At 47.0% G+C, this 25,018-nt stretch carries 27 protein-coding genes; 7 read left to right on the forward strand and 20 right to left on the reverse strand.

What is annotated here, in order from left to right:
* Positions 1–27: 27 nt before the first annotated feature.
* The 7 genes from ACZ5NB_RS12880 to ACZ5NB_RS12910 form a co-directional block, all read right to left on the reverse strand.
* The gene (locus ACZ5NB_RS12880; RefSeq protein WP_460234946.1) at positions 28–1,635 is read right to left on the reverse strand and encodes a methyl-accepting chemotaxis protein; all 1,608 of its coding nucleotides are present in this window, start codon (positions 1,633–1,635) and stop codon (positions 28–30) included.
* 301 nt (positions 1,636–1,936) lie between these two features.
* Entirely contained in the window at positions 1,937–3,064 is a 1,128-nt protein-coding gene (locus ACZ5NB_RS12885) for an OmpA family protein (protein ID WP_460234945.1), read from the reverse strand.
* A 189-nt stretch (positions 3,065–3,253) separates the two neighbouring features.
* Positions 3,254–3,952 (reverse strand): DUF3313 family protein, encoded by a 699-nt coding sequence (locus ACZ5NB_RS12890; protein WP_460234944.1) that lies wholly within the window; start codon positions 3,950–3,952, stop codon positions 3,254–3,256.
* A 322-nt stretch (positions 3,953–4,274) separates the two neighbouring features.
* The gene (locus ACZ5NB_RS12895) at positions 4,275–4,460 is read right to left on the reverse strand and encodes a hypothetical protein (RefSeq protein ID WP_464107554.1); all 186 of its coding nucleotides are present in this window, start codon (positions 4,458–4,460) and stop codon (positions 4,275–4,277) included.
* A gap of 13 nt (positions 4,461–4,473) precedes the next feature.
* Complete coding sequence (locus tag ACZ5NB_RS12900; RefSeq protein ID WP_464107555.1) at positions 4,474–4,941, reverse strand: alpha/beta fold hydrolase; 468 nt, start codon at positions 4,939–4,941, stop codon at positions 4,474–4,476.
* A complete protein-coding gene (locus ACZ5NB_RS12905) occupies positions 4,941–5,870 on the reverse strand; it encodes an alpha/beta fold hydrolase (protein ID WP_460234942.1) in 930 nt (309 codons plus the stop codon). Before ACZ5NB_RS12905 ends, ACZ5NB_RS12900 begins: the two co-directional genes overlap by 1 nt.
* Before the next feature lie 37 nt (positions 5,871–5,907).
* Positions 5,908–6,762: an SDR family oxidoreductase gene (locus ACZ5NB_RS12910; protein WP_460234941.1), complete on the reverse strand. Its 855-nt coding sequence runs from the start codon at positions 6,760–6,762 to the stop codon at positions 5,908–5,910.
* A gap of 373 nt (positions 6,763–7,135) precedes the next feature.
* Between ACZ5NB_RS12910 and uvrA the strand changes: the two genes are divergently transcribed.
* The 6 genes from uvrA (at position 7,136) to ACZ5NB_RS12940 (ending at position 15,475) form a co-directional block, all read left to right on the forward strand.
* Positions 7,136–10,051 carry an excinuclease ABC subunit UvrA gene (uvrA, locus tag ACZ5NB_RS12915; protein WP_460234940.1) on the forward strand — a complete coding sequence of 972 codons (2,916 nt, stop codon included), beginning with the start codon at positions 7,136–7,138 and terminating at the stop codon, positions 10,049–10,051.
* A gap of 23 nt (positions 10,052–10,074) precedes the next feature.
* Positions 10,075–10,989, forward strand: coding sequence for a lysophospholipid acyltransferase family protein (locus ACZ5NB_RS12920; protein WP_460234939.1), 915 nt, complete (start codon positions 10,075–10,077; stop codon positions 10,987–10,989).
* Positions 10,990–11,268: 279 nt separating this feature from the next.
* Entirely contained in the window at positions 11,269–12,636 is a 1,368-nt protein-coding gene (locus ACZ5NB_RS12925) for a substrate-binding domain-containing protein (RefSeq protein WP_460234938.1), read from the forward strand.
* Between the two features lie 158 nt (positions 12,637–12,794).
* Positions 12,795–13,313, forward strand: a complete 519-nt coding sequence (locus ACZ5NB_RS12930; RefSeq protein WP_460234937.1) for a phosphatase PAP2 family protein — start codon at positions 12,795–12,797, stop codon at positions 13,311–13,313.
* 39 nt (positions 13,314–13,352) lie between these two features.
* Positions 13,353–14,447 (forward strand): MJ1255/VC2487 family glycosyltransferase, encoded by a 1,095-nt coding sequence (locus ACZ5NB_RS12935; protein WP_460234936.1) that lies wholly within the window; start codon positions 13,353–13,355, stop codon positions 14,445–14,447.
* Positions 14,448–14,632: 185 nt separating this feature from the next.
* Complete coding sequence (locus ACZ5NB_RS12940) at positions 14,633–15,475, forward strand: helix-turn-helix domain-containing protein (RefSeq protein ID WP_460234935.1); 843 nt, start codon at positions 14,633–14,635, stop codon at positions 15,473–15,475.
* Between the two features lie 23 nt (positions 15,476–15,498).
* Here the strand turns inward: ACZ5NB_RS12940 and ACZ5NB_RS12945 are convergent, their stop codons facing one another.
* Positions 15,499–16,341 (reverse strand): universal stress protein, encoded by an 843-nt coding sequence (locus ACZ5NB_RS12945; RefSeq protein WP_460234934.1) that lies wholly within the window; start codon positions 16,339–16,341, stop codon positions 15,499–15,501.
* A gap of 26 nt (positions 16,342–16,367) precedes the next feature.
* Complete coding sequence (locus ACZ5NB_RS12950; protein WP_460234933.1) at positions 16,368–17,858, reverse strand: SulP family inorganic anion transporter; 1,491 nt, start codon at positions 17,856–17,858, stop codon at positions 16,368–16,370.
* A 273-nt stretch (positions 17,859–18,131) separates the two neighbouring features.
* On the opposite strand from ACZ5NB_RS12950, the gene ACZ5NB_RS12955 reads away from it, so the two are divergent.
* A complete protein-coding gene (locus tag ACZ5NB_RS12955; protein ID WP_460234932.1) occupies positions 18,132–18,698 on the forward strand; it encodes a TetR/AcrR family transcriptional regulator in 567 nt (188 codons plus the stop codon).
* 99 nt (positions 18,699–18,797) lie between these two features.
* On the opposite strand, the gene rplQ is transcribed toward ACZ5NB_RS12955, so the two are convergent.
* From rplQ to rplR, 11 genes are all read right to left on the reverse strand, one after another.
* Positions 18,798–19,202 (reverse strand): 50S ribosomal protein L17, encoded by a 405-nt coding sequence (gene rplQ / locus ACZ5NB_RS12960; protein ID WP_460234931.1) that lies wholly within the window; start codon positions 19,200–19,202, stop codon positions 18,798–18,800.
* A gap of 53 nt (positions 19,203–19,255) precedes the next feature.
* Positions 19,256–20,257, reverse strand: coding sequence for a DNA-directed RNA polymerase subunit alpha (locus ACZ5NB_RS12965; RefSeq protein WP_460234930.1), 1,002 nt, complete (start codon positions 20,255–20,257; stop codon positions 19,256–19,258).
* A gap of 37 nt (positions 20,258–20,294) precedes the next feature.
* Positions 20,295–20,915 carry a 30S ribosomal protein S4 gene (rpsD, locus tag ACZ5NB_RS12970; protein ID WP_460234929.1) on the reverse strand — a complete coding sequence of 207 codons (621 nt, stop codon included), beginning with the start codon at positions 20,913–20,915 and terminating at the stop codon, positions 20,295–20,297.
* Between the two features lie 14 nt (positions 20,916–20,929).
* Complete coding sequence (rpsK, locus tag ACZ5NB_RS12975) at positions 20,930–21,322, reverse strand: 30S ribosomal protein S11 (RefSeq protein WP_460234928.1); 393 nt, start codon at positions 21,320–21,322, stop codon at positions 20,930–20,932.
* Positions 21,323–21,384: 62 nt separating this feature from the next.
* Positions 21,385–21,741 (reverse strand): 30S ribosomal protein S13, encoded by a 357-nt coding sequence (gene rpsM / locus ACZ5NB_RS12980; protein ID WP_460234927.1) that lies wholly within the window; start codon positions 21,739–21,741, stop codon positions 21,385–21,387.
* 189 nt (positions 21,742–21,930) lie between these two features.
* Complete coding sequence (gene rpmJ, locus ACZ5NB_RS12985) at positions 21,931–22,047, reverse strand: 50S ribosomal protein L36 (RefSeq protein WP_460234926.1); 117 nt, start codon at positions 22,045–22,047, stop codon at positions 21,931–21,933.
* Between the two features lie 49 nt (positions 22,048–22,096).
* Complete coding sequence (gene secY / locus ACZ5NB_RS12990) at positions 22,097–23,428, reverse strand: preprotein translocase subunit SecY (protein WP_460234925.1); 1,332 nt, start codon at positions 23,426–23,428, stop codon at positions 22,097–22,099.
* 30 nt (positions 23,429–23,458) lie between these two features.
* Entirely contained in the window at positions 23,459–23,893 is a 435-nt protein-coding gene (gene rplO, locus ACZ5NB_RS12995) for a 50S ribosomal protein L15 (RefSeq protein WP_460234924.1), read from the reverse strand.
* Positions 23,894–24,079 (reverse strand): 50S ribosomal protein L30, encoded by a 186-nt coding sequence (rpmD, locus tag ACZ5NB_RS13000; RefSeq protein ID WP_460234923.1) that lies wholly within the window; start codon positions 24,077–24,079, stop codon positions 23,894–23,896.
* A gap of 35 nt (positions 24,080–24,114) precedes the next feature.
* A complete protein-coding gene (gene rpsE / locus ACZ5NB_RS13005) occupies positions 24,115–24,624 on the reverse strand; it encodes a 30S ribosomal protein S5 (protein ID WP_460234922.1) in 510 nt (169 codons plus the stop codon).
* A gap of 34 nt (positions 24,625–24,658) precedes the next feature.
* Positions 24,659–25,009 (reverse strand): 50S ribosomal protein L18, encoded by a 351-nt coding sequence (gene rplR / locus ACZ5NB_RS13010; protein ID WP_460234921.1) that lies wholly within the window; start codon positions 25,007–25,009, stop codon positions 24,659–24,661.
* Positions 25,010–25,018 lie beyond the last annotated feature (9 nt).

Here is a 25,018-nt window from a genome sequence, read left to right on the forward strand (position 1 = left end):
ACCTCTCCTTACTCTCAATTCAGCAACCTAGCCAGAGAACTGACTGGTAATTGTTCTCAAGCGATCAGCTTGGGTTACCAAGTTTTGACTTGAGCTTTCTAGTGATTTTGATTGTTTATCGACTGTTTCCGCAATTTCATCCAAATGTTGAACACGGTTAGAAATGCGTTCAGCAAGTTCTTTTTCTGACTCAACCGCATTTGCTACGCGCCCATTTATCTCATGGATCCTGGACATGGAATCAACAACGTCTTGCAGATGCGCTGTAGCGCTACTGGCCTCCTCAACACTTTTACGCGCCTCGTCCGTGCGTTTCATCATTGACTCTGCCGCTGCAGTTGCATTTTGTTGCAGTTGGGTAATTAAGTTATTAATTTCTTCTGTACTATCTTGTGTTTTTGACGCAAGGCTACGAACCTCATCCGCGACCACAGCAAAACCACGACCTTGTTCCCCTGCTCGTGCTGCTTCAATCGCAGCATTCAGTGCTAATAAATTGGTTTGCTCTGCAATACCCCTGATGACATCCAGGATCACGCCCACTGAATTTGTATCAGACTCCAAGCGTGATACTTCACCACTTGTGCTTTCGATTTCATTCGCCAACCTTTCAATAGCTGATGCCGTGCTGTTTAATACCTGCTGCCCAACACCAATCTTTTCCATCGCAGAATCCGCTTCGTGAGCGGCTGTTTTCGCATTTTCAGATACGTGCGCAATATTCTCTGTTACCTCTCTCGCAGCCTGAGTGGCATCCGCGCTAGCATTCCGCTGACTAGTAATCTGGTGTTTGGTGCTGTCAACAATTTGATTTAGTTCGCTGGCAACCACGCTGAGAGGATCAGCCGTTGCAATGACATCCGTAATGACATGCTGTAGTTTTTCAATAAATGCATTGAATGCATTGACTAGTTTGCCAATTTCGTCAGGAGTGGTCCCGGGAAGACGCTTTTGCAGATCGCCTGACCCTCGCGTCATATCCAGTAGTGTTTCGGTAATAGTGTTGAGTTTTTTGGTGACGCCAAAAGCGATTGAAACGGAAACAAACACCAACACGACGATAGTGATCAGCCCAATAAACACTCCCAACAACAATGCGAACTGGGAATTTTCATTGGTGCTATCGATGATGGCGGACAACTGCTGGGATTGTTTTCTTTCTAGCCCATTTAAAAGAGATGCGACACCTTCAAGGCGTTCCCTTTTGTTCGAGGCTAGGGTCTGAATATTTGCAAAATCGACCGTACCATCCACCATGCTTTCAGATAGGTCGTGTGCCAAACGATAATAAGTTTCAAAGGCTTCACGCGCAGCTTTAGTGTCTGACTGAATTGGCGCTACCAAGCGCCCGGCTTCTTCAAGTCGACTGGCCAAATCAGCTCTAAGCTCTTCCGTACTCGATAGCTCTTCAAGGTCACCTGTTGTCACGGCCAACTGCATTGAATCTTCAATGCTTTCCAGCAGAACAACCGTTTCTTTTACCTTCTGCAATGCAGGAAAATGCTTTGCAGTCAGCTCTTCCAGGTTCGCTTTATTTTTATTTAGAGACCAAGCGTTAGCGGCAAGATACACCGCAAAGCCGACAATAGCTGCCGCGAGTATCAATAAAATTTTGATCCTAATACTCAGGTACATAGATACACCCATCATTAACGAGAACACTTCCCTTCTCTATTAGGTATAGCTAACAAGGGGGGAAGATCAATAATTGACGGGAGCTTTCCTAAACCAATTGACCTGTAGCACTACATCAGCGTTCTTTAAGATCGCCACCTTCTTAACATCTCGTTATTTAAGCTAACTTGTTATTATGTGAGGACACCAACGAGCGATACCTAAATTACAATGGGGCACAACTCTAGAAAAACGAACAAGCAAAAAAAAACCGGCGCTAGTGCGCCGGTTTACAGGGGTTGCTTACGTTTGAAACTGAACGTTATTTAGCCCTAGTTTCCACGGTCGTTTTGACTACGCCAACAACCCGTCGGTTTGCTGCTCGACCTTCTACGGTTCCATTGTCTGCAATTGGATATGTCTCGCCCTTACCGACATGAGAGATGCGGCCAGGCGCAATATTAAAATCACTGGCTAGCATATCGGCAACCGCTTTAGCACGCCGCTCTGACAGTTGCTGGTTATATTGAGCTGCACCGCGATCATCCGTATGCCCTTCGACAACCACTGATGTCTGGGGGTATTCAGTCATAAAGGTCGCAACCGCTTCAACCTCGGAGCGATACTCGCTTGGAATCACGGCTGAATCATTTGGAAACTTGACGTTAATATTAATGGTGCGAGTTTCAGTCAGCATTTCATAGCAGCCTTTCGCATCCACTTTTGCGCCCGCTGAACTATCAGGACACTGATCGATATTATCGGCAACACCGTCGTTGTCTGAGTCTGGGATGCAGCCATCCGAATCGACAGTCGTATTGGCTGGAGTAGTCGGGCACTTATCGGCTCCATCTAGGACACCATCTCCATCACTATCTTTTTCCGCCATGACGATTGGTGCGGCGGTGCTCGGCTTAGAAGGCGAAGACGACGTTTGTCCAAGCCAAAGGTTGAGACCCAGCGTTAGCGCGAAATCAACCGTTTCGTCATCAAACCCATAGAAGGCTCGAGCATCACCACGCAAAGACACGTTACGATTAAAAAAGTATTTAACACCACCGCCGAGATTTAATTGCGTCTCCTTTGCATCGAACGCTCCCGCATCAAACTCACCATGACCGATACCCGCAGCAAGATAGGGTCGAAACGTTTCATCATCACTTAGGTGATACAAACCATCGAACCGAATTTGGTCATAGTCCACATCTAGATTAAACAGTGAGTTATCCGGGTCAGTTTCGAGAGTAAGATAATTGAATTCAATCGCCCAAGGGTTTGCAAACTGATAGCCGACCCCTAAGCCAATAAAACTTTCATCTTCAATATTTCGCTTGCTATCAAAGCCGTAATAGCCAATTTGTGGGTTTAATGTGACACCCGCGTCGAATCCATCAGCGCAGAGCGGCGCACTCAGGGCTAGCGAAAGCATTGTAAGCATTGTTTTTTTCATAGGACGACCTCCATTCAGCATCCATAAGTTGATACAAAAGTGGTTAATATAAAATCGGCTAATTAAACGAATAGTGTTTCCAGAAAATTTGAGCGGCTTTACCACAAAAAAGTAAAATAGACCCGTGATGAGCGCTGTGCCCAGCACAGGTTTCTAGTGACGTGCTGGGATGGGTAGCAAGTAATTTTTTTACTGACGAAGTTCTTGGAGCCCCTCTACCAAGCGCTCTGCCCAATGACGAATCACCAAACGCGCTTCGCGACGATTGCTGGTTCGAGTAGCCCACTGGGCGTAACCATAATCAGGCGCTGTTCGTCGATCAATCCAACGGCCTAAGATTGCGCCACTAACACTATCGTATATCTCGAGAGATATTGTCGCACTCCCTGCAGACCTGACGTAAGTTTTCGAGCGTGTCGCCGTTTGTAAATCTGGTGCCGTTACATCGAGGTTTGTCACGATGGGCTTCAATAACAATACGCCGCTGGCTGCCTCTTGGACTACCGTTAAATCAGATTTTTCACTAAGCACATCGGTCAAAATTTCTGACATGTTATCGGCAACACTACGCTTAATACGCAGCATATCCTTGTCTTTTACTTTCGTAGTTAAACTGCGCTGCTCTCGATTGTAATCTCGTTGCCAGTTTTCCTTAAATGAGACCTGGGGCTCCACCAACATATACTGACCATATTTCGACCAGTCGACATCGGGTAATAAATGCACCTCTGTATTCCGCTTATCTGTAACAACTTCCAAGCCGTCATGGGAAACAGATAGCGCCCCCTCGTCTTCTGCGGCAACCACGTTAGCCATCACCACTAAACTTAACGCGCCGAATAATACACGCGCACACGATAAAGTCTTTGCATAGTTATCATTATTCATATTTCTTTCCTCTTCTGCGCCTAAAAGTCAGCAATGAATTTCACTCTCGGCTTTGGACAGGCTTGCGGTGTTGGAGTTCGCGCCAATAAGCGCTCTCGAAAACGCAACACAATCGACAGCTTACAACGTTTATAGAAGGATTTAATAGAGAACAATTTTCGGGGTTTGGTTTGAGACCAGTCGCCAACTTTTACCATGCAACAATGTGTGCGCGGTGTTTATGCCCCTATCATAGGGCACCAGGCATGGAGGCCAGTTTGGAGCTCGCTTAACGACGAGCCCACAGGGAAGACGGCGTGAGCATGCTCACGAGATGAGAATCCTATGCTGACTGCTCGGCATAACACTTTAGCGCTTCAGATAATGAAGATACTTCGACACCCATTTCCGCCACAACTGCATCCAGCCAAGGCGCTCGCTCACAAGCAGCGACCGAAATAGGTCGGGACAATTCGGAAAACTCACCCGCCAGGCGGACAAATTCTGCAACATAGTCGGGCGGTCGCACATCCGTCGCCAACTCAACTATCGCGAACGGATCGGGGGGGGGTAATGAGCTGTGATACATCGGGCATACCGATATAAGGTGAATTTGCACCCAGGCCTCCACCTGCCAACCCAGTTCCGTCACGAATCACCACGCCCTTTACGAGCTCTGGGCGACAGCCTGCGATCAACACGGCAATATAGCCTCCTAGCCCACGACCAACGATTGTCGCTGGGCCAATACTTGCCAAGGCAACGTCTACATCTGCGATCAATATTTCACAGGTGTATCCGCCTGCTCGAGGGACAGTTGATTGCCCGTGGCCGGTGAAATCTAGCGCATAGATTGGGCCCGGCCAGTTTTTATATTCATCCGGCAGGCGAGCTGGCGAGTTTTCGCCTAGGCCGTGCAGCAATAGCAGCGCAGGTCCCTCGCTGTTTTCGCATAGTATGTGCAGCGCAAGCTGAATTCGGCCGTGAGTCAGAAACTGAATGTCGTTCATTATGCTCCCTCCCGGCCTAAAAAGTTCAACACCAGCTCAGCGGTTAATGTCGGCTTCTCAATATGTAAAAAATGGCCAACGCCTTCGAGTATTTCTACCTGCGCATGACTCGGCATATATTTTTTGATGGCTTCAGGGTCTACGCCCCAACCCATCGGTTCAGATTCCGTACCGAAAAGTGCAAGCAATGGAATGGGAAAACCGGGTAACCGATCTGTCACCCAACGTGAGCGCCAAGGGCCAAAACCACCCATACGGAGCGACGGATCAATTTTCCATCGCCACCCATCTTCAGCCTCATACCCGCCGGAGTACACAATATATTGAAGCCATTCGTCGGTAAGGCGCGGGTTCATAGGCGCGCGGCGAGTGGCCAATTCTGCAACGGTGCCGGGGCGACGCGTCATATCGTGGCTACGACGTCGATCATCTAAAAACTTAGCTGCTTTGTCCTTTAATTTTATGGTGCGCTCTTTGTTTGCAACGTCCGGTAGGTTTTGCCTAAATGGCAAACCATCAATGGAAGCAAACCGTGAAAAACGATGCGGCAACGCTTGGATAATGTGTGCAAATAAACCCCCACCTTTGGAATGACCGACTACAGGGAACGGGCCCGGACTCACTGAGTTTGCCACAGCCAACAAATCGCGCTCATCGGCTTCCCAGCTATACAAATCAGCATGCTCGGAATTTCCGTGCCCTCGATGATCCCAACTAACCACTCGATAGCCTCCGTCTGCAAGCAGTGGAGCAAACACATCAAAGGTTCTGGCAAAATCAAAGCCGCCGTGAGCGAGCAGTACGGGTGGCGCACTTGCATCGCCCCATTCATACACAGCCAAACGAAGGCCACTAGAGTCAACCGTTCGTTGACGGTCAGGAACGCGTGCGCCGGGAAAAAGCACTGGTGCTTGATTGATCTTCGACAAGGCTTACATCTCCTAGTCTGTTTTATCTAAAAATAGGTTATTTCACTCTCGGTGCGGCGTCACTGAGATCACTAATGTCTTCCCAGTTTGCAGCAACATCATCGGCGCTAGCATCTACACCCAAATTAACAGCAGGGCTCTCAACGATCTTAGCTACCGAAAATGTGCCACCGGCGGCCTGCAAAATAGCACCCGTTGGCGCATCTTCGGAACATAGAAAAACTACCCCAGGGGTAATTAATTCTGGCCCGAGCTTCTCGAGGACCTCGCCGGGCATTAGATTTTCCGTCATACGCGTTGCGGCAACAGGTGAAATTGCATTCACCTTGAGGTTGTATTTTGCACCCTCGATACAGAGGGTATTCATGAACCCAACTAAGCCCAGTTTTGCTGCGCCGTAGTTGGTTTGCCCGTAATTGCCGTACAAACCAGAAGGTGAGGTCGTCATCACAATTCGGCCATAGCCCTGGTCTACCATCACTGGCCAAACAGCTTTGGTACAGTAGACGGACCCCATTAGATGGACATCGATAACCGTTTGAAAGTCAGCCATGTCCATTTTCGCAAAACTTTTATCGCGTAAAATACCGGCATTGTTGACTAACATATCTATTCGACCAAATTCACTGAGCGTTTGCTCAACCAGCTGAGCTACGCCAGCAGGGTCCGTCACGGAAGCGCCATTCGCGATCGCCTGCCCTCCAGCGGAGCGAATTTCCTCAACCACTTGGAGAGCCGCATCGCTACTACCACCAGAGCCATCCATCGCACCGCCCAGATCATTCACAACAACTTTCGCTCCACGCTCAGCTAACTCCAGCGCATGACAGCGGCCCAAACCTCCGCCAGCTCCAGTGACAATGGCTACCTGCTCTTTAAATTGAATAGTCATACTGCCTCCTAGCGCCGACTCTAAATTTAGGACGCTTCTCATATGGTTTTGAAAGGTAAACTTACAATGTGTTTATCGAAACCCAATTTACCCTATTTAACGCCCTTGGACACTTAGAAGACAAAACCTCCAAATTTGGTCCAATAAAATGTTTACTGTATATCTTTACAGTAACCGCAAAGGACGTGCATACTACTCCCACTCCTACCGACGGGTCGCCTTGGGATTACATCAAGGAGCCAGGCCAAAGGAATGGCAATCCAATTCTAGCCGATCCTCAACAATAGGTATTTTTGGACAATTCCTTGGCGACTCTCGGTGGGTGACCAACTATAATGCTTGGTTTGTTCGCAGAATGGCGTAGGTAGCAGTAGTGGATACGATTTTCGTCCGGGGTGCGCGCACCCACAATCTGAAAAACATCAATCTCGATATCCCTCGGGACAAACTAGTAGTCATTACCGGCCTCTCTGGCTCAGGTAAGTCCTCACTAGCCTTTGATACCTTGTATGCCGAAGGTCAGCGGCGCTACGTTGAATCTCTCTCTACGTACGCTAGGCAATTCCTTTCGATGATGGAGAAGCCTGATGTTGATCATGTAGAAGGCCTCAGCCCTGCCATTTCAATCGAACAGAAGTCCACCTCCCATAACCCCCGCTCCACCGTGGGCACCATTACGGAGATATATGATTACCTTCGTCTGCTATTCGCCCGCGTAGGTGAACCCCGCTGCCCAGAACACGGCGAGCCGCTAGCAGCGCAAACGGTGAGCGAGATGGTCGACCAAATCTTATCCTTACCTGAAGGAAGCAAGGTCATGCTACTCGCGCCGATTGTGCGAGATCGCAAGGGTGAGCACTTGCATGCTTTTGAGCAGTTGCGCCGTGACGGCTTCATCCGTGCTCGAATCGATGGCATTGTCGTTGACCTAGATGACACCCCGACACTTGATAAGAAGAAAAAGCATACCATTGAAGTGGTAGTCGACCGCTTCAAAGTCCGCGACGATATTAAAACTCGCCTTGCGGAGTCTATCGAGACCGCTCTACAACTGACAGATGGCATCGTCCATATGAGCTTTATGGATGGCGATGCCGATGATCGTGTATTTTCGGCGAAACACGCATGTCCGCATTGCGACTACTCTTTGAGTGAGCTAGAACCTCGCCTATTTTCATTTAATAACCCGGCCGGGGCCTGCCCTAGCTGTGATGGGCTTGGTGTAAAACAATTTTTTGATGAAGATCGTATCGTACAAAACCATGAGGCTTCATTATCAGAAGGCGCTATTCGCGGTTGGGACCGAAGAAATATTTATTACTTCCACATGCTGTCTTCACTTGCCGACCACTATGGGTTCGACATCGATACGCCCTGGAAAAAACTACGAAAAAAAGACCGCCAAGTTATTTTGCACGGTTCAGGTAATACCGAAATTGATTTCACCTACGTTAACGACCGTGGCGATGTATATTCGCGCACCCACAGCTTTGAAGGTGTTATCCCCAATATGCAGCGGCGCTATCGTGATACCGACTCACAGATGGTGCGCGAAGATTTATCAAAATACTTATCTTCACAACATTGCCCGGAGTGTGGTGGCGCAAGGCTAAAAGAAGCTGCTCGCAACGTCTTTATCCAAGATAAAACTCTCCCTGAAATCACCAATTTTCCAGTCGGCGATGCGTTCGATTATTTTACCGACTTAAAGTTTGTCGGTGCCAAAGCTGAAATTGCCGATAAAGTGCTAAAAGAACTGCGGGATCGCCTGCGATTTTTGGTTGATGTTGGTTTAAATTATCTAACGCTGAGTCGCAGCGCCGAAACTCTCTCCGGAGGAGAGGCACAACGAATCCGCCTCGCCAGCCAAATCGGTGCTGGCTTAGTTGGGGTAATGTACATCCTTGATGAACCCTCCATTGGTTTACATCAACGCGACAACGAACGACTACTGAATACACTCACCCACTTACGTGATCTCGGCAACACGGTCATTGTTGTGGAGCATGATGAAGATGCGATTCGCAGTGCTGACCACATTATCGACATTGGCCCTGGTGCTGGCGTACATGGTGGTCAGGTTATCGCACAAGGTACAGCGAAAGAAATTATGGCGACGCCTGCATCGATCACCGGGCAGTATATTTCTGGCGAGCGTGAAATTTCTGTTCCTGCAGAACGAACCCCATTTGATCATAAAAAACAATTAATGATCGAAGGCGCTAGTGGCAATAATTTACAAAATGTAAACTTGTGGATACCTGTAGGTTTAATGACCTGTATTACTGGCGTTAGCGGTTCCGGAAAATCAACACTGATCAATAATACGCTCTACCCGCTTGCCGCAACCGCTTTAAATAAAGCCACAACATTGAAGGCCGCGCCACATAAGGACATTCAAGGCTTAGACCATTTCGACAAATGTGTCGATATCGATCAGAGTCCTATTGGCCGAACACCACGGTCAAACCCCGCAACTTATACCGGTATATTTACCCCTATTCGCGAATTGTTTTCCGGCACACAAGAGGCTCGCTCTCGCGGTTACAAAGCTGGGCGCTTTAGTTTTAACGTAAAAGGCGGTCGATGCGAAGCTTGCCAAGGGGATGGTGTTGTTAAAGTAGAAATGCACTTTTTACCCGATGTGTATGTGCCCTGTGATATTTGCCACGGCAAGCGTTACAACCGTGAAACACTGGACATTAAATATAAAGGCAAAAACATCCATGAAGTGTTGGATATGACGGTAGAAGATGCGCGAGAATTTTTCGACGCCATTCCTGCTGTATCTAAAAAACTGCAAACCTTAATGGATGTAGGCCTAAGCTATATTCGACTTGGCCAAGCAGCGACAACCTTATCTGGCGGGGAAGCGCAACGCGTCAAATTGTCTCGTGAACTATCAAAACGGGATACCGGTCGTACGTTATACATTCTCGATGAGCCCACCACTGGCTTGCATTTTTACGATATACAACAGCTTCTCAATGTACTCCATCGATTACGTGATCACGGTAACACCGTTGTGGTTATCGAGCATAACCTCGATGTCATTAAAACCGCTGACTGGATTGTAGACCTAGGCCCTGAAGGGGGAAGTGGTGGCGGAAAAATTATCGGTACAGGGACACCAGAGGATGTCGCGAGTCTTGAGCATTCTCACACAGGTCATTTTCTAAAACCTCTACTAGAAAAACATGCGACAAAAGGAAAAGCGAGAAAGACAAAAACGCCCACTAAAACCAGTGGACGAAAAAAGGTTGCTCGAAAGTCAGCCTCGTCTAAATAACACGTTTTCCACGGTATTTTTTAATGTCTAGCACTTCCCCCAAACCCTCCTTCGGCCAACGAGTTGGCTTCTTAGCGTTCCGATTGTTTTTACGGGGGGCTAGCTGGCTTCCCCTGAAGGTTGCACGCGCAATAGGTAGAAGTTTGGGCGTCGGCTATTACTACACATTTAAAAGACGTGTTCACTTTGCCCGAGTTAATATTAATATCTGCTTCCCGGATTTAAGCGAAGAAGAAAAAGAAGTCCTAGTGAAAGACTGCTTTATCCAAGCAGGCATGTGGTTTATGGAAGCCGGCGCAGTGTGGCTGTGGCCAAGAGAAAAAATGCTTGGTTATGTGCGGGAAGTAAATCCTGAACTTTTAGAGTCTGTCATTGATAAAAACCACGGCGTAATTCTCGCCATTCCTCATCTCGGCAATTGGGAAATCATTGCACCATTGATCACAAGCCGTCATCAATTCGCTTGTTTTTATCTACACGACGAAAAAGTTCCTCTCATCAGCCAATACATATATCAGCAACGATCACGGAACGGTACCCTGTTGGCCCCAGCCGGACCGAAAGGCATACGCATTTTATATAAGCACTTAAAAGCTGGTAATGTCGCCGGACTACTCCCAGATCATATTCCAAGCGCCGACATGGGTGTATTTGCGCCATTTTTTAATAGAGACGCATTGACCGGCACATTGATATCATCATTAGCGAAAAAAAATAATGCGGCTGTATTATCTGCCGTTATTGTCCGCACAGATTCGGGATTTGACGTTCATTACGATCATGTAGAAAATCAACACAGTGATGACCCAGTGCTTGCGGCAAAGAGTATTAATGCCGCGATTGAGAAGGCAATTGCTATCGCCCCTTCGCAGTTCCAATGGGTTTATCCGCGCTTTAAAAAACGTCGAGACCCCAACACCCAATCGCCTTATCGTTAGAATTTTTTCAAAATAATAAATATAGAAAATTTGTTCACCCCTTTTACCTTCCGGTCTACCTACAAACTATTTTCACACCAATTGATGTGTACAACGTCAACTATGTAAGCATGTCCACACACCAACGAAAAGTAAATTTCAACCAATCACCATTTATTTCGCAAATCCGGTAATGGAAATAGACGCAAATCTTTGTACAATGCGCGCCGCCTAAAACAGGTTTCGAGCGCGACTCCCTGGTAGGCTGATTTTTCTGATGTCTGGAGGTATGAAATATTTATGTCACATTTATTTGTTAGGTGGTTTTCAAACTCTCTCATAGGGTTACTCGTTTGCGCCTCAACTTTCGCCGCCACTGAAGACGATCGAGGCGAACTACTACCTTTTACCACCCAGCAGAACGGTAAGCTTTTTTCTGTCGCCGGATCCAACACTGTTGGCGCAAATCTTATGCAAGTGCTACTCACAGATTATTTTTCTTCGAAAGGTGCTACCGATATTCAACGGATCGACTCTGAAGTTGAAAATGAATATCGAATACAGGGGCGCTTGGGCAAACGTACCATGTATGTTGACGTAGCAGCACACGGATCATCTACAGGTTTTCAATCGTTGATGACGGACAGTGCAGATATTGCTATGTCATCGAGACGAATAAAGAGTGCGGAAGCTGAAAGTTTGCAACATATTGGTGATTTGAAAAGTTTTTCAGGTGAACATGTCATCGCTATAGACGGCATCGCGGTCATTGTTAACGCTCAAAACCCGCTAAACACTCTAGAGCTAAAACAAATTGCAAAAATATTTTCTGGCGAAATTACTAATTGGGCGCAACTCGGTGGTATCCCTGGAGAAATACAGGTTTATGCGAGAGATGGGAATTCAGGTACGTGGGATACGTTTAAATCTCTGGTACTCGGTAAAGCTTACACGCTTTCACCAAAATCTCAGCGTTTTGAATCAAACGATGAGTTATCCGATACAGTCGCCAGAGATAAAAATGGCATTGGTTTTGTCGGCTTAGCTTCAGTAAGAGAGGCTAAAAGCATTTCGGTATCAGAGCAAGGCACATTGCCATTACCACCGAAGGTTGCTTCTGTTGCTACCGAAGACTACGCTTTGTCGCGCCGCTTATTTCTTTACACACCAACCACCAATACCACGCCCCTCATTCGTGAATTTATTAGTTATATCCATAGCGATAATGGCCAAGATGTTGTCAATCAGGTGGGCTTTGTCTCACAGAATATTTTGAAGATTGCTGGCGACATCGAGGAATCAGCGCCTGAGCAATATCGGCAAGTGGTCTCAAAGGCTGACCGACTCTCCGTTAACATTCGCTTTGCAGCTGATAGCGCTAGCTTAGATAACAAGGCCCAGCGCGATATTCTAAGACTCGTGGATTTTATGGAGCGTCCTGAAAATTTAAACAAGGATATTATTCTAGTGGGTTTTGGCGATGCCAAGCAAAGCGAACAACGTGCAGAAGTATTATCTAAAATGCGCGCCATCGCAGTCAAAACGGCGCTATACAAACACAAAATCGGCACCACACCTGTACAGGGCTTTGGTGCATTTATGCCCGTAGCAGACCTTAGAGGTGGTAATCGCGCAAAGAACCAACGTGTAGAAATTTGGGTTCGTTAATTCTTTTAACGAACATAGCCAGCGCGCCGTGCTCAACCTCCCATCCGGTTGAGCACTTTTACTCTATCACTTCATCGAACCGTCACCATCTAGTCACATAACTGTCATATTTGCTTTATAGGCTATACAGCAAATATAGGGTATGGCAGATAGAGACGATGCGTTTACTTGAATATGCAGCTCACTATGACTTAGTAACATTTGGCTGGCTACACCAAAGAGATAGTCAAAGGCTACTTGTCCCTATCGCCAAAAAAATCTCTTTCACCGCCGATGGATACTTTTATTCATTTTTAATCTTATACAGTTTGGTTAGCTCCCACTGGGGGCTATTTCAACTGTCAGTTGCTACCTTAGTTCTCGAGCGTATTATTTATTTCTTCTTGAAGAATTCGTGTAAGCGCAACCGACCGCCCCAGGTTATTTCTGGTTTTCAGAGCATTATTACGGCATCGGATAAGTTTAGCTTTCCATCCGGGCATACCTCAGCAGCCTTCATGCTCGCGACTCTGGTATATCTAATCAACCCAGCACTAGGTGCCTTCCTATATCCCTGGGCGGCTTCAGTTGCAGTCTCGCGCGTCGTGCTAGGAGTCCACTTCCCAACAGATACTTTGGCCGGTGCTATTCTAGGATCAAGTATGGCTGCTATAGGCTACAGCATTTTTATCGGCTAACGACTTATTTAGAACTAAAAGACAAAAAAGAGGCAGACATTGAAAGTTTTGTATGGCGTGCAAGGTACAGGCAACGGGCATATTACACGCGCTAGAGGCATGGTAAAACACCTTGCCGAATTCGGGTTAGACACCGACTTTATTTTTACCGGTCGGCCTTTGGATAAATTTAACGACATGGAGCCTTTTGGGCAATGGCAGCGTCGTGAAGGAATGACGTTTGAGGTCAAACAGGGCAAGGTTAAAACGTTTGATACTGCGCTCAATTTAAAACCTCGCCAGTTTTGGCACGATATTAATGAGCTCGACTTATCACCTTATGATTTAATTCTCACAGACTTTGAGCCTGTTACGGCCTGGGCTGCTAAGCGACAAAAGAAACCGTGTTTTGGTTTAGGCCACCAATATGCTTTTGACTACGCCATTCCGAAAACCGGCGATAACCCGTTCACTCGTATGGTGATGCGCCAGTTTGCACCGACTACCTACAACATCGGGATGCATTGGTACCATTTTGGACAACCGATTCTCCCTCCCATTGTCGACGTCGCGGACGACGTGATTACTATTGATGAGAAAGTCATAGTAGTTTATTTGCCATTTGAGTCCGTCGACGATGTGCTGAATCTCTTGCGCCCATTGTCAGACTACCAATTTTTGTTCTACGGGCATTTTACCGAGCAAACCATTGAAAACCACATCACGATGAACCCGATTTCTCGCGAGGGTTTTCAAAAGGATCTGTTGCGCTGCAACGGTGTCATCTCAAATGCAGGGTTTGAACTAGCGAGTGAAGCCATTGCGTTAGGGAAAAAGATATTAGCCAAGCCGCTACATGGCCAAATGGAGCAGCTATCGAATGCATTGGCGCTAGAGCAGTTAGGCCTCGGACAGCCCATAAAACAGCTAGACGTTGAAGCTACCCGGCGTTGGCTCAGTGAATTCGAAGCCAAACAAGTAGAGTATCCCAATGTTGCCAAAGCACTCTGTGAATGGATCTCGCAAGGGGAACTTGAAAATATACAGCCGCTAATAGAAAGCCTATGGGCGCAGACCAAAGCGCACGGTGTTGATGCGTTCAACGAGTATCCGACTACGACCTTACGCAGTCGAGCATCGGCTGGTGGCTTTTAGCCGCCAGCGCCATTAGCTTTCCCCCCTATCCAAAAACCACTTCGTTTTCCCCAGAGCCACACGCGCTTTCCTTGACTCTCTTCCCGGCTGAGGTATATTCCGATATCCGGAATCAAATGTGTTCACGATATACATCACGCGGAACAGCTTGATTTGGCTATTACCGCTACCACAGAAGAATAAGAATGAGCGAAACGACTCCAACCTGTCCTGTAATCTACATATGGAAAAATCGCCGACTTTACCTCGGCACGCAATTTGTCCCTCTTAGAGAATACGAAACCCCCGCGGATCAATTAGTGATCGCGCTGGAGGGCAAGATTATTTTTAACCCTCCTGGAGAGGCACCTATCGAAACTCGGAGTATATTGATGCGTGCTGGGACGCCCGTGTTGATGGAACACGTCGATACAACCAACGCCATCATCGCAATTTGCTGGTTAGACCCAATAGGCCAAGACTATTTCGTCAATGAGTTGTTGATGCAGGATAAAGCGCCTGAAGTTTCAAACGCTTACTATAACCACCAATACGAGCAGGATATTATTGACGCATTTCTACGCTTACGAAGCCGAAAACCAAGTGCAGAAGAAGCGGAGTCTATTCTCGAAAAAGCACTAATACCCACTGAGCATGAAGGGCAAGAGATATTTCATTTTGATCCGCGAATCATCAAGGTGATGCAACGTATACGCGAGACGGTCAAAGAGAACCTGCCAGTGAAAGTACTGGCGGAAGAAGTGTTTTTATCGGAGTCTAGGCTACTGAAACTATTCAAAAGCCAAATTGGTATACCCATTCGGCGCTACCGTCTCCGACATCGTTTATTTGTAGGGATCATGCACCTAAGTGGTGGGGCCAGCGTCACCGAAGCCGCCATTGAATCAGGATTTGCTAGCTCCGCTCACTTCTCCAAGTCCTATAGCGCGTTGTTTGGCATTCAACCAACCGGTGCTTTAATGAAACCACCCTTTGCTGAGGTCTTTATTCCCGAGAACTTTAGTCTTGATTCAGATGATAAGGAGTAACTTGATAGACAATTAGATGTGAGCTATCTGAGCAAAATAATAGGAACCGTGCTTTCGGTAACCATCTTAGACGTATTGCTTCCTACAAAAAACTGCCTAATGCGCGAATGCCCATAAGCTCCCATCACCAACATCTCTATCCTGTGAGCTTCTTGGTACTGATGCAATGCATCGGCAATATCTCCTTTGAGAACGCAACTTGTCACCGAGTGCCCATGTTGCTCTAACAATAGTTTAGCGGGCTCAAGCCGATCGGATTCCGCTTCACCAACCATCACTAGGTGCCCCTCCAAACCTCGAAGCAAAGGACTAGCCGCAACCCGCTCAATAGCCTTGTTTGCTGTTTCGCTACCATCATAAGCAAGCATATAGTTACGAGGAGCATTAAATTCTCCGACACTGACAAGGATCGGGTTGCTAGCTGCCCTAACAACATTTTCCAGGTGAGACCCCAAAGCAACTTGCCCTTGCGTATGATCTTCACCCATACGCCCCATTACCAGTAAGCGCGTTGCATGTTGCATTTCAAGTATCGTATCCAGTACGAAACCATGGCGTTGTACTTCTTCTACCTTAACCACACCCTGCTTTTGCACCCTATCTTTCGCATCAGCGAGCATGTGCTTGCCATGCTCAAGCGCTAAGCGGCTTCGCTTTTCATCGAGCTCGGTTAACTCAGACAATAGATGTTCACGACTTCCCAAACCTATCGCGCCAGATAAATTATCCTGGTCGGGCGTACTAGACTTTTCCAGCACGTGTAATAAAGTGAGTGGCGCATCAAGTCGAGTACTTGCCCATGCAGCTGCATCGCAAACGCCTAGCGCACTCGGGGAACCATCAATACAAGCGACAACATTATTCATTATTTTTTCACCTACACAGTAGCTTCTTAGTGTCCAGCCATTAACTTTTCGACTTCTTCGGGTTTATCATGAACACCAAATTTGTCGACCACAGTTGCTGTAGCCTGATTCATTCCCACCACTTCAACTTGAGTACCTTCGCGTCGAAACTTGATGACAACTTTATCCAGTGCAGAAACTGAGGTGATATCCCAAAAGTGCGCTTCCGACAGGTCAATGATGACATGTTCAACGGCTTCACGAAAATCAAATGCGCGCGCAAACTCATCTGCCGATGCGAAGAAAACCTGCCCAACTACACGATAACGTCGCCCACTAGGCTGTTCCAATAGTTCACTTTTAACCACCATAAACCGGCCAATTTTATTGGCAAAAAACAACGAGGCCAACAACACGCCAACAAATACGCCAATAGCCAGGTTGTGGGTAGCGACGACAACTCCTACAGTGACTAGCATCACAATGTTACTCGACAAGGGATAAGTTTTTAGGTTGCGTAAAGAATCCCAAGAAAAGGTTCCAATAGAGACCATAATCATGACTGCTACCAGTGCCGCCATCGGAATTTGGCCTATCCATTCATCCAAAAATACCACCATTATGATTAGCAAAAGACCTGCGGTAAGTGTCGATAATCGTGTTCGCCCGCCGGACTTAACATTAATAATTGACTGGCCAATCATTGCGCAGCCAGCCATTCCGCCAAGCAAACCGGAGCCAATATTCGCGATACCCTGTCCGCGGCACTCTCGGTTTTTATCGCTTGGCGTATCAGTCAAGTCATCCACGATAGTGGCTGTCATCATTGACTCGAGCAAACCCACGACGGCTAATCCAATAGAGTAAGGAAGAATGATCAATAATGTATCTAAATTGATTGGCACTTCAGGCCAAAGGAAAATCGGCAATGTATCGGGCAGTTGGCCCATATCACCAACCGTACGAATATCCAGGCCCACCACCATAGAAAAAACCGTTAAGGAAACAATGCAGACCAACGGCGATGGTAACGCCTTACCGATGACGGGGATCAACGGGAACAAGTAAATAATACCCAAGCCGACAGCGGTCATGACATAGACGTGCCAAGTCACATTGGTGAGCTCTGGGAGCTGAGCCATGAAGATTAATATCGCCAGCGCATTTACAAACCCAGTAACAACCGAACGTGACACAAATCGCATTAAATCGCCCAGCTTAAGATACCCGGCAACTATTTGAAGCACACCTGTTAGTAGTGTCGCGGCGAATAGATACTGCAACCCGTGCTCCTTTACCAACGTAACCATCAACAAAGCCATAGCGCCTGTTGCGGCTGATATCATACCCGGTCTACCTCCTGTAAATGCAACGACGACTGCGATGCAGAACGACGCATATAGTCCAACCTGGGGGTCGACACCGGCTATGATGGAAAACGCTATCGCTTCAGGAATCAATGCAAGCGCAACGACAGTTCCGGCAAGCAAATCACCCTTGATGTTAGAAAGCCAATCTCTTTTTACAGTTTGCAGCATGTCATACACCAGGCAGTCTAAGTCTATCCCCGGTTCGAGGAGGTGGGTTCATAGGGAGGGTAAATTTAATGCAGGCGAACCGCGCTAACGATAGGACATTGCTAAAAGCACCCCATGTCGGCTCGCAGAGGGTGCGCATCCTATCAATTACTATCGTATTGAGCAATCGTGACGCTTAGCTGATCCAGTCACTACAGACCGGTCAATATAACAGAGCAAACATCTAGACCATTTACTATAATATCTACGTCAGCATATAGTCGAGAGGCCACTATGGCGAATGCCGCAAAGCACCGGGACAACCTAGTCAATACCGCCATCAAGCTGTTTAGAACCAAAGGCTATGCAGCAACAGGGTTGAACGACATACTCTCCCTGAGTGGTGCCCCCAAGGGCTCGTTGTACCACTACTTTCCAGCTGGTAAAGAACAACTCGCATGCGAATGTTTAGAAGTTGCAGGCAATAAAGTGTCAATCACTTTAAAAGACCTTGCCAACAACGCTACTAGCCCTGAAGAATTTATTAGCGAATATTGCAGTTTGCTATCTGGCTGGATGCATGACTCAGCATTTACAGAAGGCTGTCCTATCACAACCGTATTATTAGAATGCGCGCCTAATTCACCCAATATCACAGTTTCCTGTGAGAAAATCTTTAACGAATGGCTTAGGATTATCGAATGTTTTTTGAAGAATAAAGGTAGAGGCGATACTGAAGCAGAAGACTACGCTGAGTTTATCTTGAGCGCTATTGAAGGTGCGCTGATACTAGCCAGAGTCCAACGGTCTGCCATGCCACTGGCACGAACCGCCAAGTCCCTAGCCTTATTGGTATCATAAGCAGCAGCACTAAAAGCCGCGAATTGAGCAGGAAGTAATACCCCCTATATACAAAAACACCGGCTCTCGGCCGGTGTTTTTACATAAACTGCATTGATCTTATTCAGCGGCTGATTCAGTTTCTGCGTCTGGCTCAGCAACTTTCTGGTTACGATCGACCAACTCTACATAAGCCATTGGTGCTTTATCGCCAGTGCGGAGACCGCACTTAAGGATACGTAAGTAACCACCTGGGCGAGACTCATAACGAGGGCCTAAGTCAGAGAACAATTTACCTACCGCTTCTTTACTGCGAAGGCGAGAAAACGCCAAACGACGGTTAGCAACAGTGTCTTCTTTTGCCAAAGTGATTAGTGGCTCCGCATAACGGCGCAACTCTTTTGCTTTAGGCAAAGTGGTTTTAATTAACTCGTGCTCAACTAGCGACGTAACCATGTTACGGAACATGGCTTTACGGTGAGAACTATTTCGGTTTAGCTGGCGGCCACTGTGACGATGACGCATGATTTGTTACCTTTAATATCCGATCTCTAAATGAAACGGTATTACCGTCTACATTAAGGCGCTAATTTATCGTCGTTTTTCAAACTAGCAGGTGGCCAGTTCTCTAAACGCATTCCCAATGACAAGCCACGTGAAGCGAGGATGTCTTTAATTTCAGTGAGTGACTTTTTACCTAAGTTCGGGGTTTTAAGTAACTCAACTTCGGTGCGTTGAATCAAATCACCGATGTAGTAAATATTTTCAGCTTTTAAGCAGTTCGCTGAACGCACAGTTAACTCAAGATCATCAACTGGACGAAGCAACACTGGATCAATTTCTTCTTCTTTCTGCTCTGGCTCAGCTTCTTTCTCGCCTTCGAGATCAACGAACACAGCTAGCTGTTGTTGAAGAATTGTTGCTGCACGACGAATCGCTTCTTCAGGATCGATAGTACCGTTAGTTTCTAAGTCCAAAACTAACTTATCGAGATCAGTGCGCTGTTCAACACGAGCACTTTCAACATTGTATGCTACGCGACGAACTGGGCTGTATGACGCGTCTAATTGAAGACGGCCAATCGCGCGAGATTCGTCATCATCACTGTAACGTGCATCGGCTGGCTGGTATCCGCGACCACGGTTAACAGTCAACGTCATGTTAAGCTCAACATCGGTGTTGATGTTTGCAATAACATGCTCAGGGTTTTTAATTTCTACTTCGTGATCAACTTGGATGTCTGCAGCAGTTACAGCACCAGGGCCTTTCTTGGTCAAACGCAAGGTGGCTTGATCTTTACCGTGCATGATTACGGCGACGCCTTTTAGGTTAAGAAGAATCTCAATAACGTCTTCTTGAACACCTTCGATCGCACCGTACTCGTGCTCAACACCGTCAATCTCTACTTCGGTGATTGCACAACCGGGCATAGAGGACAGCAAAATACGTCGTAACGCATTACCCAATGTGTGACCAAAGCCTCGCTCAAGTGGCTCTAGCACAACTTTTGCTCGGGTTTGACTGGCTTCGGTTACGTCAATATGACGTGGGGTTAAAAATTCATTAACAGCACTTTGCATAGCCACACCTGTAATTGATTATCCCTATATAGAGCGATTACTTAGAGTAAAGCTCTACGATGAGGTTCTCATTGATTTCAGCAGGTAAATCGCCGCGATCTGGAACGCGCTTGTAAGTGCCTTCCATTTTCGATGCATTTACGTCGATCCACTCTACATCACCTCGGTTTCCAGCAACTGCCAAAGCGTTCTGCACGCGAAGTTGCTTCTTAGCACGCTCGCGAACAGCGACTATGTCGCCTTCCTGTACCTGATAGGACGCAACATTTACTGTCTTGCCGTTTACCAAGATACCTTTGTGTGAAACCAATTGACGTGCTTCAGCGCGAGTTGATCCGAAACCCATACGGTAAGCTACGTTATCTAAGCGTGATTCCAATAGCTTAAGCAGGTTTTCACCTGTCGCGCCTTTGCGACGTGCTGCTTCTTTATAGTAGCTACGGAACTGTTTTTCCAATACGCCGTACAAACGACGAACTTTTTGTTTTTCGCGAAGCTGAACACCGTAGTCAGATAAACGGCCACGACGTTGGCCATGTTGGCCAGGCGCAGTTTCAGCTTTACACTTTGATTCGATTGGACGCACACCACTCGTCAAGAACAGGTCTGTTCCTTCACGGCGTGATAACTTACAGCGGGGTCCTCTATAACGTGCCATTCAGTGAGTCCTCTTTACACACGACGTTTTTTCGGTGGGCGACAGCCATTATGTGGAATCGGCGTCACGTCAGTAATATTTGTAACCTTATAGCCTATGGAGTTAAGCGCGCGAACGGCTGACTCACGACCAGGGCCAGGGCCTTTAACTTCTACGTCTAGATTCTTTAATCCATAGTCTTTAGCGGCTTCACCAGCACGCTCTGCTGCAACCTGGGCAGCGAAAGGAGTGCTCTTACGTGAACCGCGGAAACCTGAACCACCAGCAGTAGCCCAAGATAGGGTATTACCTTGGCGATCAGTAATGGTCACAATGGTGTTGTTGAACGAGGCATGCACATGAGCGATGCCATCGACTACGGTTTTCTTCACCTTTTTACGGGTGGTTTGCTTGCTGGGCTTTGCCATTTATCTTTTTCCTAACCTAGGCGCTACTTGTCTAGCGGGTAGATAAGTCTTTGATATAGTTACTATTTCTTAATTGGCTTACGTGGACCTTTACGGGTTCGCGCATTCGTCTTAGTGCGTTGACCTCGAACAGGTAGGTTTCGACGATGACGGATACCGCGAAAACAACCCAGGTCCATTAAACGCTTGATGTTCATTGAAACTTCTCGACGCAAGTCACCTTCAACAGTCAACTTTGCGACTTCATTTCGAATCTCATCAACTTGCTCTTCTGAGAGCTCAGAGATCTTTGTTGATTCATTGATGCCTGTTGCCGCACAGATTTGCTTTGCTGTCGTGCGTCCAACGCCATATACGTAGGTCAACGCAATTACGGCATGTTTGTTATCGGGTACATTGACACCGGCGATACGGGCCATTCGACTTTCTCCAATCAAATCTCGGTGCGAGATCGTTACATTTTCAATCTTTTAGTTCAGTTCGCGGGCTTGGCCGAGCAATACTGATCAATATTAAATCCTTCGCACCCCAAAAAGGCGCGCAAGAATAGCGATAAAGCATGAAAAAATCAACTACTTAGGCCCTTGAGATGCCTAAAAGTGCGAAATTTAGCCTTGACGCTGCTTGTGGCGAGGCTCCGCGCTACAAATTACGCGAACAACACCCTTACGACGTACCAACTTGCAATTGCGGCACATCTTTTTAACGGAAGCTCTTACTTTCATGTTCTTAATCTCTCTAGGAACTTACTTCAGGAAATTCGCAATCGCTTGGCTAGCGAGTAACACCCGCTCCGTAGCCTTTCAGATTCGCTTTCTTCATCAGCGATTCATACTGAGAAGACATTAAATGTGACTGAACCTGAGAAAAGGTATCCATCACAACAACCACTACAATCAACAGAGACGTGCCACCAAGATAAACAGGCACACCTGAGGTGTTAATGAAAAATTGTGGCAAAAGACAAACGCCAGCAATATAAATCGAGCCTACAACCGTCAAACGCGTTAACACCGAATCGATGTACTTAGCCGTTTGGTCACCAGGACGGATCCCGGGTACATAAGCACCGGACTTCTTCAGGTTATCTGCCACTTCTTTTGGGTTGAACATCAACGCTGTATAGAAGAAGCAGAAGAAAATAATAAATGCCGTAAACAAGATCAGGTAGAGCGGTTGGCCAGGGCCAATAGCAAAAGCTATATCATTCAACAAATTGCCGACTGCTCCATCACTTCCCTCCGAAAACCACGATGTTATGGTCGCAGGGAATAACAAAATACTGCTCGCAAAAATTGCAGGGATTACTCCAGCCATGTTTACCTTTAATGGTAAATGACTGGTTTGAGCAGCCATCATTTGACGACCTTTTTGCTGCTTCGCGTAATTTACGGTAATGCGCCGTTGTCCACGCTCCATAAATACCACAAACCAAATCAACCCGATCGCTGCACCTACAGTGAACAAAACCCAGAAGATATTGAGTGTTCCAAGTTTCCAGCTTTCCAGCATCTGACCGACCGCAGATGGTAGACCTGCGACGATCCCTGCAAAAATTAGTAACGAAATACCATTACCGATACCTCGCTCTGTTACCTGCTCACCTAACCACATCATAAATACCGCACCGGTAACTAATGAGATGGTCGCTATGAACAAAAATGCAAAGCCGCCTATATAAGCTTGGCCTTGGAAAGCCATAGCCATTGCGAAGCCTTGAACAGTTGCCAGTAGCACAGTGAAATAACGCGTATACTGATTGATTTTTCGACGACCAGCATCGCCTTCCTTCTTCAATTGCTCAAGAGAAGGAGTAACAGTCGTCATTATCTGCATGATAATTGACGCAGAAATGTACGGCATAATGCCGAGCGCCAAGATACTCATACGCTCGAAAGCACCACCTGAAAACATGTTAAACATGCCTAGAATGGTACCTTGTTGCTGATTGAATAACGCTGCTACCTGATCCGGATCAATACCAGGAACAGGTATATGGGTACCTAATCGGTACACCAAAATGGCGAGCAATACAAAACGTAGGCGAGCCCAAAGCTCGCCTAATCCTTTTGATTTCATTCCGGGCTGCATGCCTGGTTTAGCCATATGTGCCTCTTACCGCCAAGATCGCAGTGATTATTCTTCGACTTTACCGCCAGCAGCTTCAATCGCAGCCTTTGCACCTTTGGTTACACCAAGGCCTTTTACGGTTACTGCTTTTGAAAGCTCACCTGAAAGAAATACTTTAGCGCGTAGAGTATTCTCTCTGATGATATCTGCTTCTTTAAGTGCAGCGAGATCGATGACGTCTGCGTTCACTTTGTTCAGCTCAGACAAGCGCACTTCTTCAACAACACGGCCAACGCGTGAGGTAAAGCCGTACTTAGGCAAGCGCTTACGTAAAGGCATCTGACCGCCTTCAAAACCTGGCTTAACTGAACCGCCAGAGCGAGCTTTCAAACCCTTATGACCACGGCCTGCAGTTTTACCCAAACCGCTACCGATACCTCGTCCGACACGCTTCGCATCTTTTTTATGGCCAGGTGCTGGGCTCAATGTATTGAGTTTCATTTACTCCCCCTCTACCGCGACCAAGTAGTGAACTGTATTAATCATGCCACGTACTGATGGAGTATCTTCAACTTCTACAGTGTGACCAATACGACGCAAACCCAAACCTGCTACGCACGCCTTATGATTTTTCAATCGGCCCGCAGTGCTCTTAATTTGAGTCACTTTAATTTTTTTCTTAGCCATAGCGCTATCTTTACTTAAAAAATTAAAAGAGTGATTTAGTTAGTAATCTCTTCGACCTTCTTGCCACGCTTAAGTGCAACAGATTCTGGAGAAGCCATTGTTTTTAGCGCGTTGAAGGTTGCTCGAACAACGTTTACTGGGTTAGTTGAACCGTAGCATTTTGCCAAAACGTTCTGAACTCCAGCGATCTCGAGGACAGCACGCATTGCACCACCGGCAATAACACCAGTACCTTGAGATGCAGGTTGCATGAACACTTTGGAAGCGCCGTGGCGACCTTTCATTGGATACTGGATGGTATCGCCATTAAGATCTACCTGGATCATGTTTCGACGCGCGGATTCCATAGCCTTTTGAATTGCCAATGGAACTTCACGTGCCTTACCACGACCGAAACCGACTTTACCATTACCGTCACCAACCACAGTCAGTGCAGTGAAACCGAAAATACGACCACCTTTAACAGTTTTCGCAACACGGTTGACCTGAACCAGTTTTTCCTGGAGGCCTTCGGTATTAGGATCTTCTTTCTTGTTAAATGCCATAGTCTTTATTTAGCCTTTCAATGTGCCGTAGCCGTTAGAATTGGAGACCAGCTTCGCGAGCTGCATCAGCCAGTGCCTTAACACGACCGTGATATTTAAAACCGCTACGATCAAACGCAACTTCAGTAACACCGGCGGATTTTGCACGCTCAGCGATCAGCTTTCCAACCGCAGTTGCTGCTTCAACATTACCGGTTTGACCACTACGTAACTCTTTATCGAGTGTAGAGGCACTTGCAACCACTTTATCACCAGCACCGGTAGTCACTTGCGCATACATGTGACGAGGAGTGCGGTGGATAGTCAGCCGATTTGCACCTAACTCGCGAATTTTTGCGCGGGCTCGACGTGCACGTCGTAAACGAGACTGTTTCTTATCAATCATTTCGCTACC

This window comes from Aurantivibrio plasticivorans, from assembly GCF_055392955.1.

Bases quoted from the DNA above. Each gene is read 5' to 3' on its own strand.
- rpsE (WP_460234922.1), bottom strand. From the start codon at position 24,624: ATGGCATTTAACAAGAAAGAAGATCCTAATACCGAAGGCCTCCAGGAA.
- rpsD (WP_460234929.1), bottom strand. From the start codon at position 20,915: ATGGCACGTTATAGAGGACCCCGCTGTAAGTTATCACGCCGTGAAGGA.
- ACZ5NB_RS12885 (WP_460234945.1), bottom strand. From the start codon at position 3,064: ATGAAAAAAACAATGCTTACAATGCTTTCGCTAGCCCTGAGTGCGCCG.
- ACZ5NB_RS12945 (WP_460234934.1), bottom strand. From the start codon at position 16,341: ATGAATAATGTTGTCGCTTGTATTGATGGTTCCCCGAGTGCGCTAGGC.
- ACZ5NB_RS12955 (WP_460234932.1), top strand. From the start codon at position 18,132: ATGGCGAATGCCGCAAAGCACCGGGACAACCTAGTCAATACCGCCATC.
- ACZ5NB_RS12950 (WP_460234933.1), bottom strand. From the start codon at position 17,858: ATGCTGCAAACTGTAAAAAGAGATTGGCTTTCTAACATCAAGGGTGAT.
- rplR (WP_460234921.1), bottom strand. From the start codon at position 25,009: ATGATTGATAAGAAACAGTCTCGTTTACGACGTGCACGTCGAGCCCGC.
- rpmJ (WP_460234926.1), bottom strand. From the start codon at position 22,047: ATGAAAGTAAGAGCTTCCGTTAAAAAGATGTGCCGCAATTGCAAGTTG.
- rpmD (WP_460234923.1), bottom strand. From the start codon at position 24,079: ATGGCTAAGAAAAAAATTAAAGTGACTCAAATTAAGAGCACTGCGGGC.
- rplO (WP_460234924.1), bottom strand. From the start codon at position 23,893: ATGAAACTCAATACATTGAGCCCAGCACCTGGCCATAAAAAAGATGCG.
- rpsK (WP_460234928.1), bottom strand. From the start codon at position 21,322: ATGGCAAAGCCCAGCAAGCAAACCACCCGTAAAAAGGTGAAGAAAACC.
- ACZ5NB_RS12920 (WP_460234939.1), top strand. From the start codon at position 10,075: ATGTCTAGCACTTCCCCCAAACCCTCCTTCGGCCAACGAGTTGGCTTC.
- ACZ5NB_RS12890 (WP_460234944.1), bottom strand. From the start codon at position 3,952: ATGAATAATGATAACTATGCAAAGACTTTATCGTGTGCGCGTGTATTA.
- ACZ5NB_RS12900 (WP_464107555.1), bottom strand. From the start codon at position 4,941: ATGAACGACATTCAGTTTCTGACTCACGGCCGAATTCAGCTTGCGCTG.
- secY (WP_460234925.1), bottom strand. From the start codon at position 23,428: ATGGCTAAACCAGGCATGCAGCCCGGAATGAAATCAAAAGGATTAGGC.
- ACZ5NB_RS12880 (WP_460234946.1), bottom strand. From the start codon at position 1,635: ATGTACCTGAGTATTAGGATCAAAATTTTATTGATACTCGCGGCAGCT.
- ACZ5NB_RS12910 (WP_460234941.1), bottom strand. From the start codon at position 6,762: ATGACTATTCAATTTAAAGAGCAGGTAGCCATTGTCACTGGAGCTGGC.
- rpsM (WP_460234927.1), bottom strand. From the start codon at position 21,741: ATGGCCCGTATCGCCGGTGTCAATGTACCCGATAACAAACATGCCGTA.
- ACZ5NB_RS12930 (WP_460234937.1), top strand. From the start codon at position 12,795: ATGCGTTTACTTGAATATGCAGCTCACTATGACTTAGTAACATTTGGC.
- rplQ (WP_460234931.1), bottom strand. From the start codon at position 19,202: ATGCGTCATCGTCACAGTGGCCGCCAGCTAAACCGAAATAGTTCTCAC.
- ACZ5NB_RS12965 (WP_460234930.1), bottom strand. From the start codon at position 20,257: ATGCAAAGTGCTGTTAATGAATTTTTAACCCCACGTCATATTGACGTA.
- ACZ5NB_RS12940 (WP_460234935.1), top strand. From the start codon at position 14,633: ATGAGCGAAACGACTCCAACCTGTCCTGTAATCTACATATGGAAAAAT.
- ACZ5NB_RS12925 (WP_460234938.1), top strand. From the start codon at position 11,269: ATGTCACATTTATTTGTTAGGTGGTTTTCAAACTCTCTCATAGGGTTA.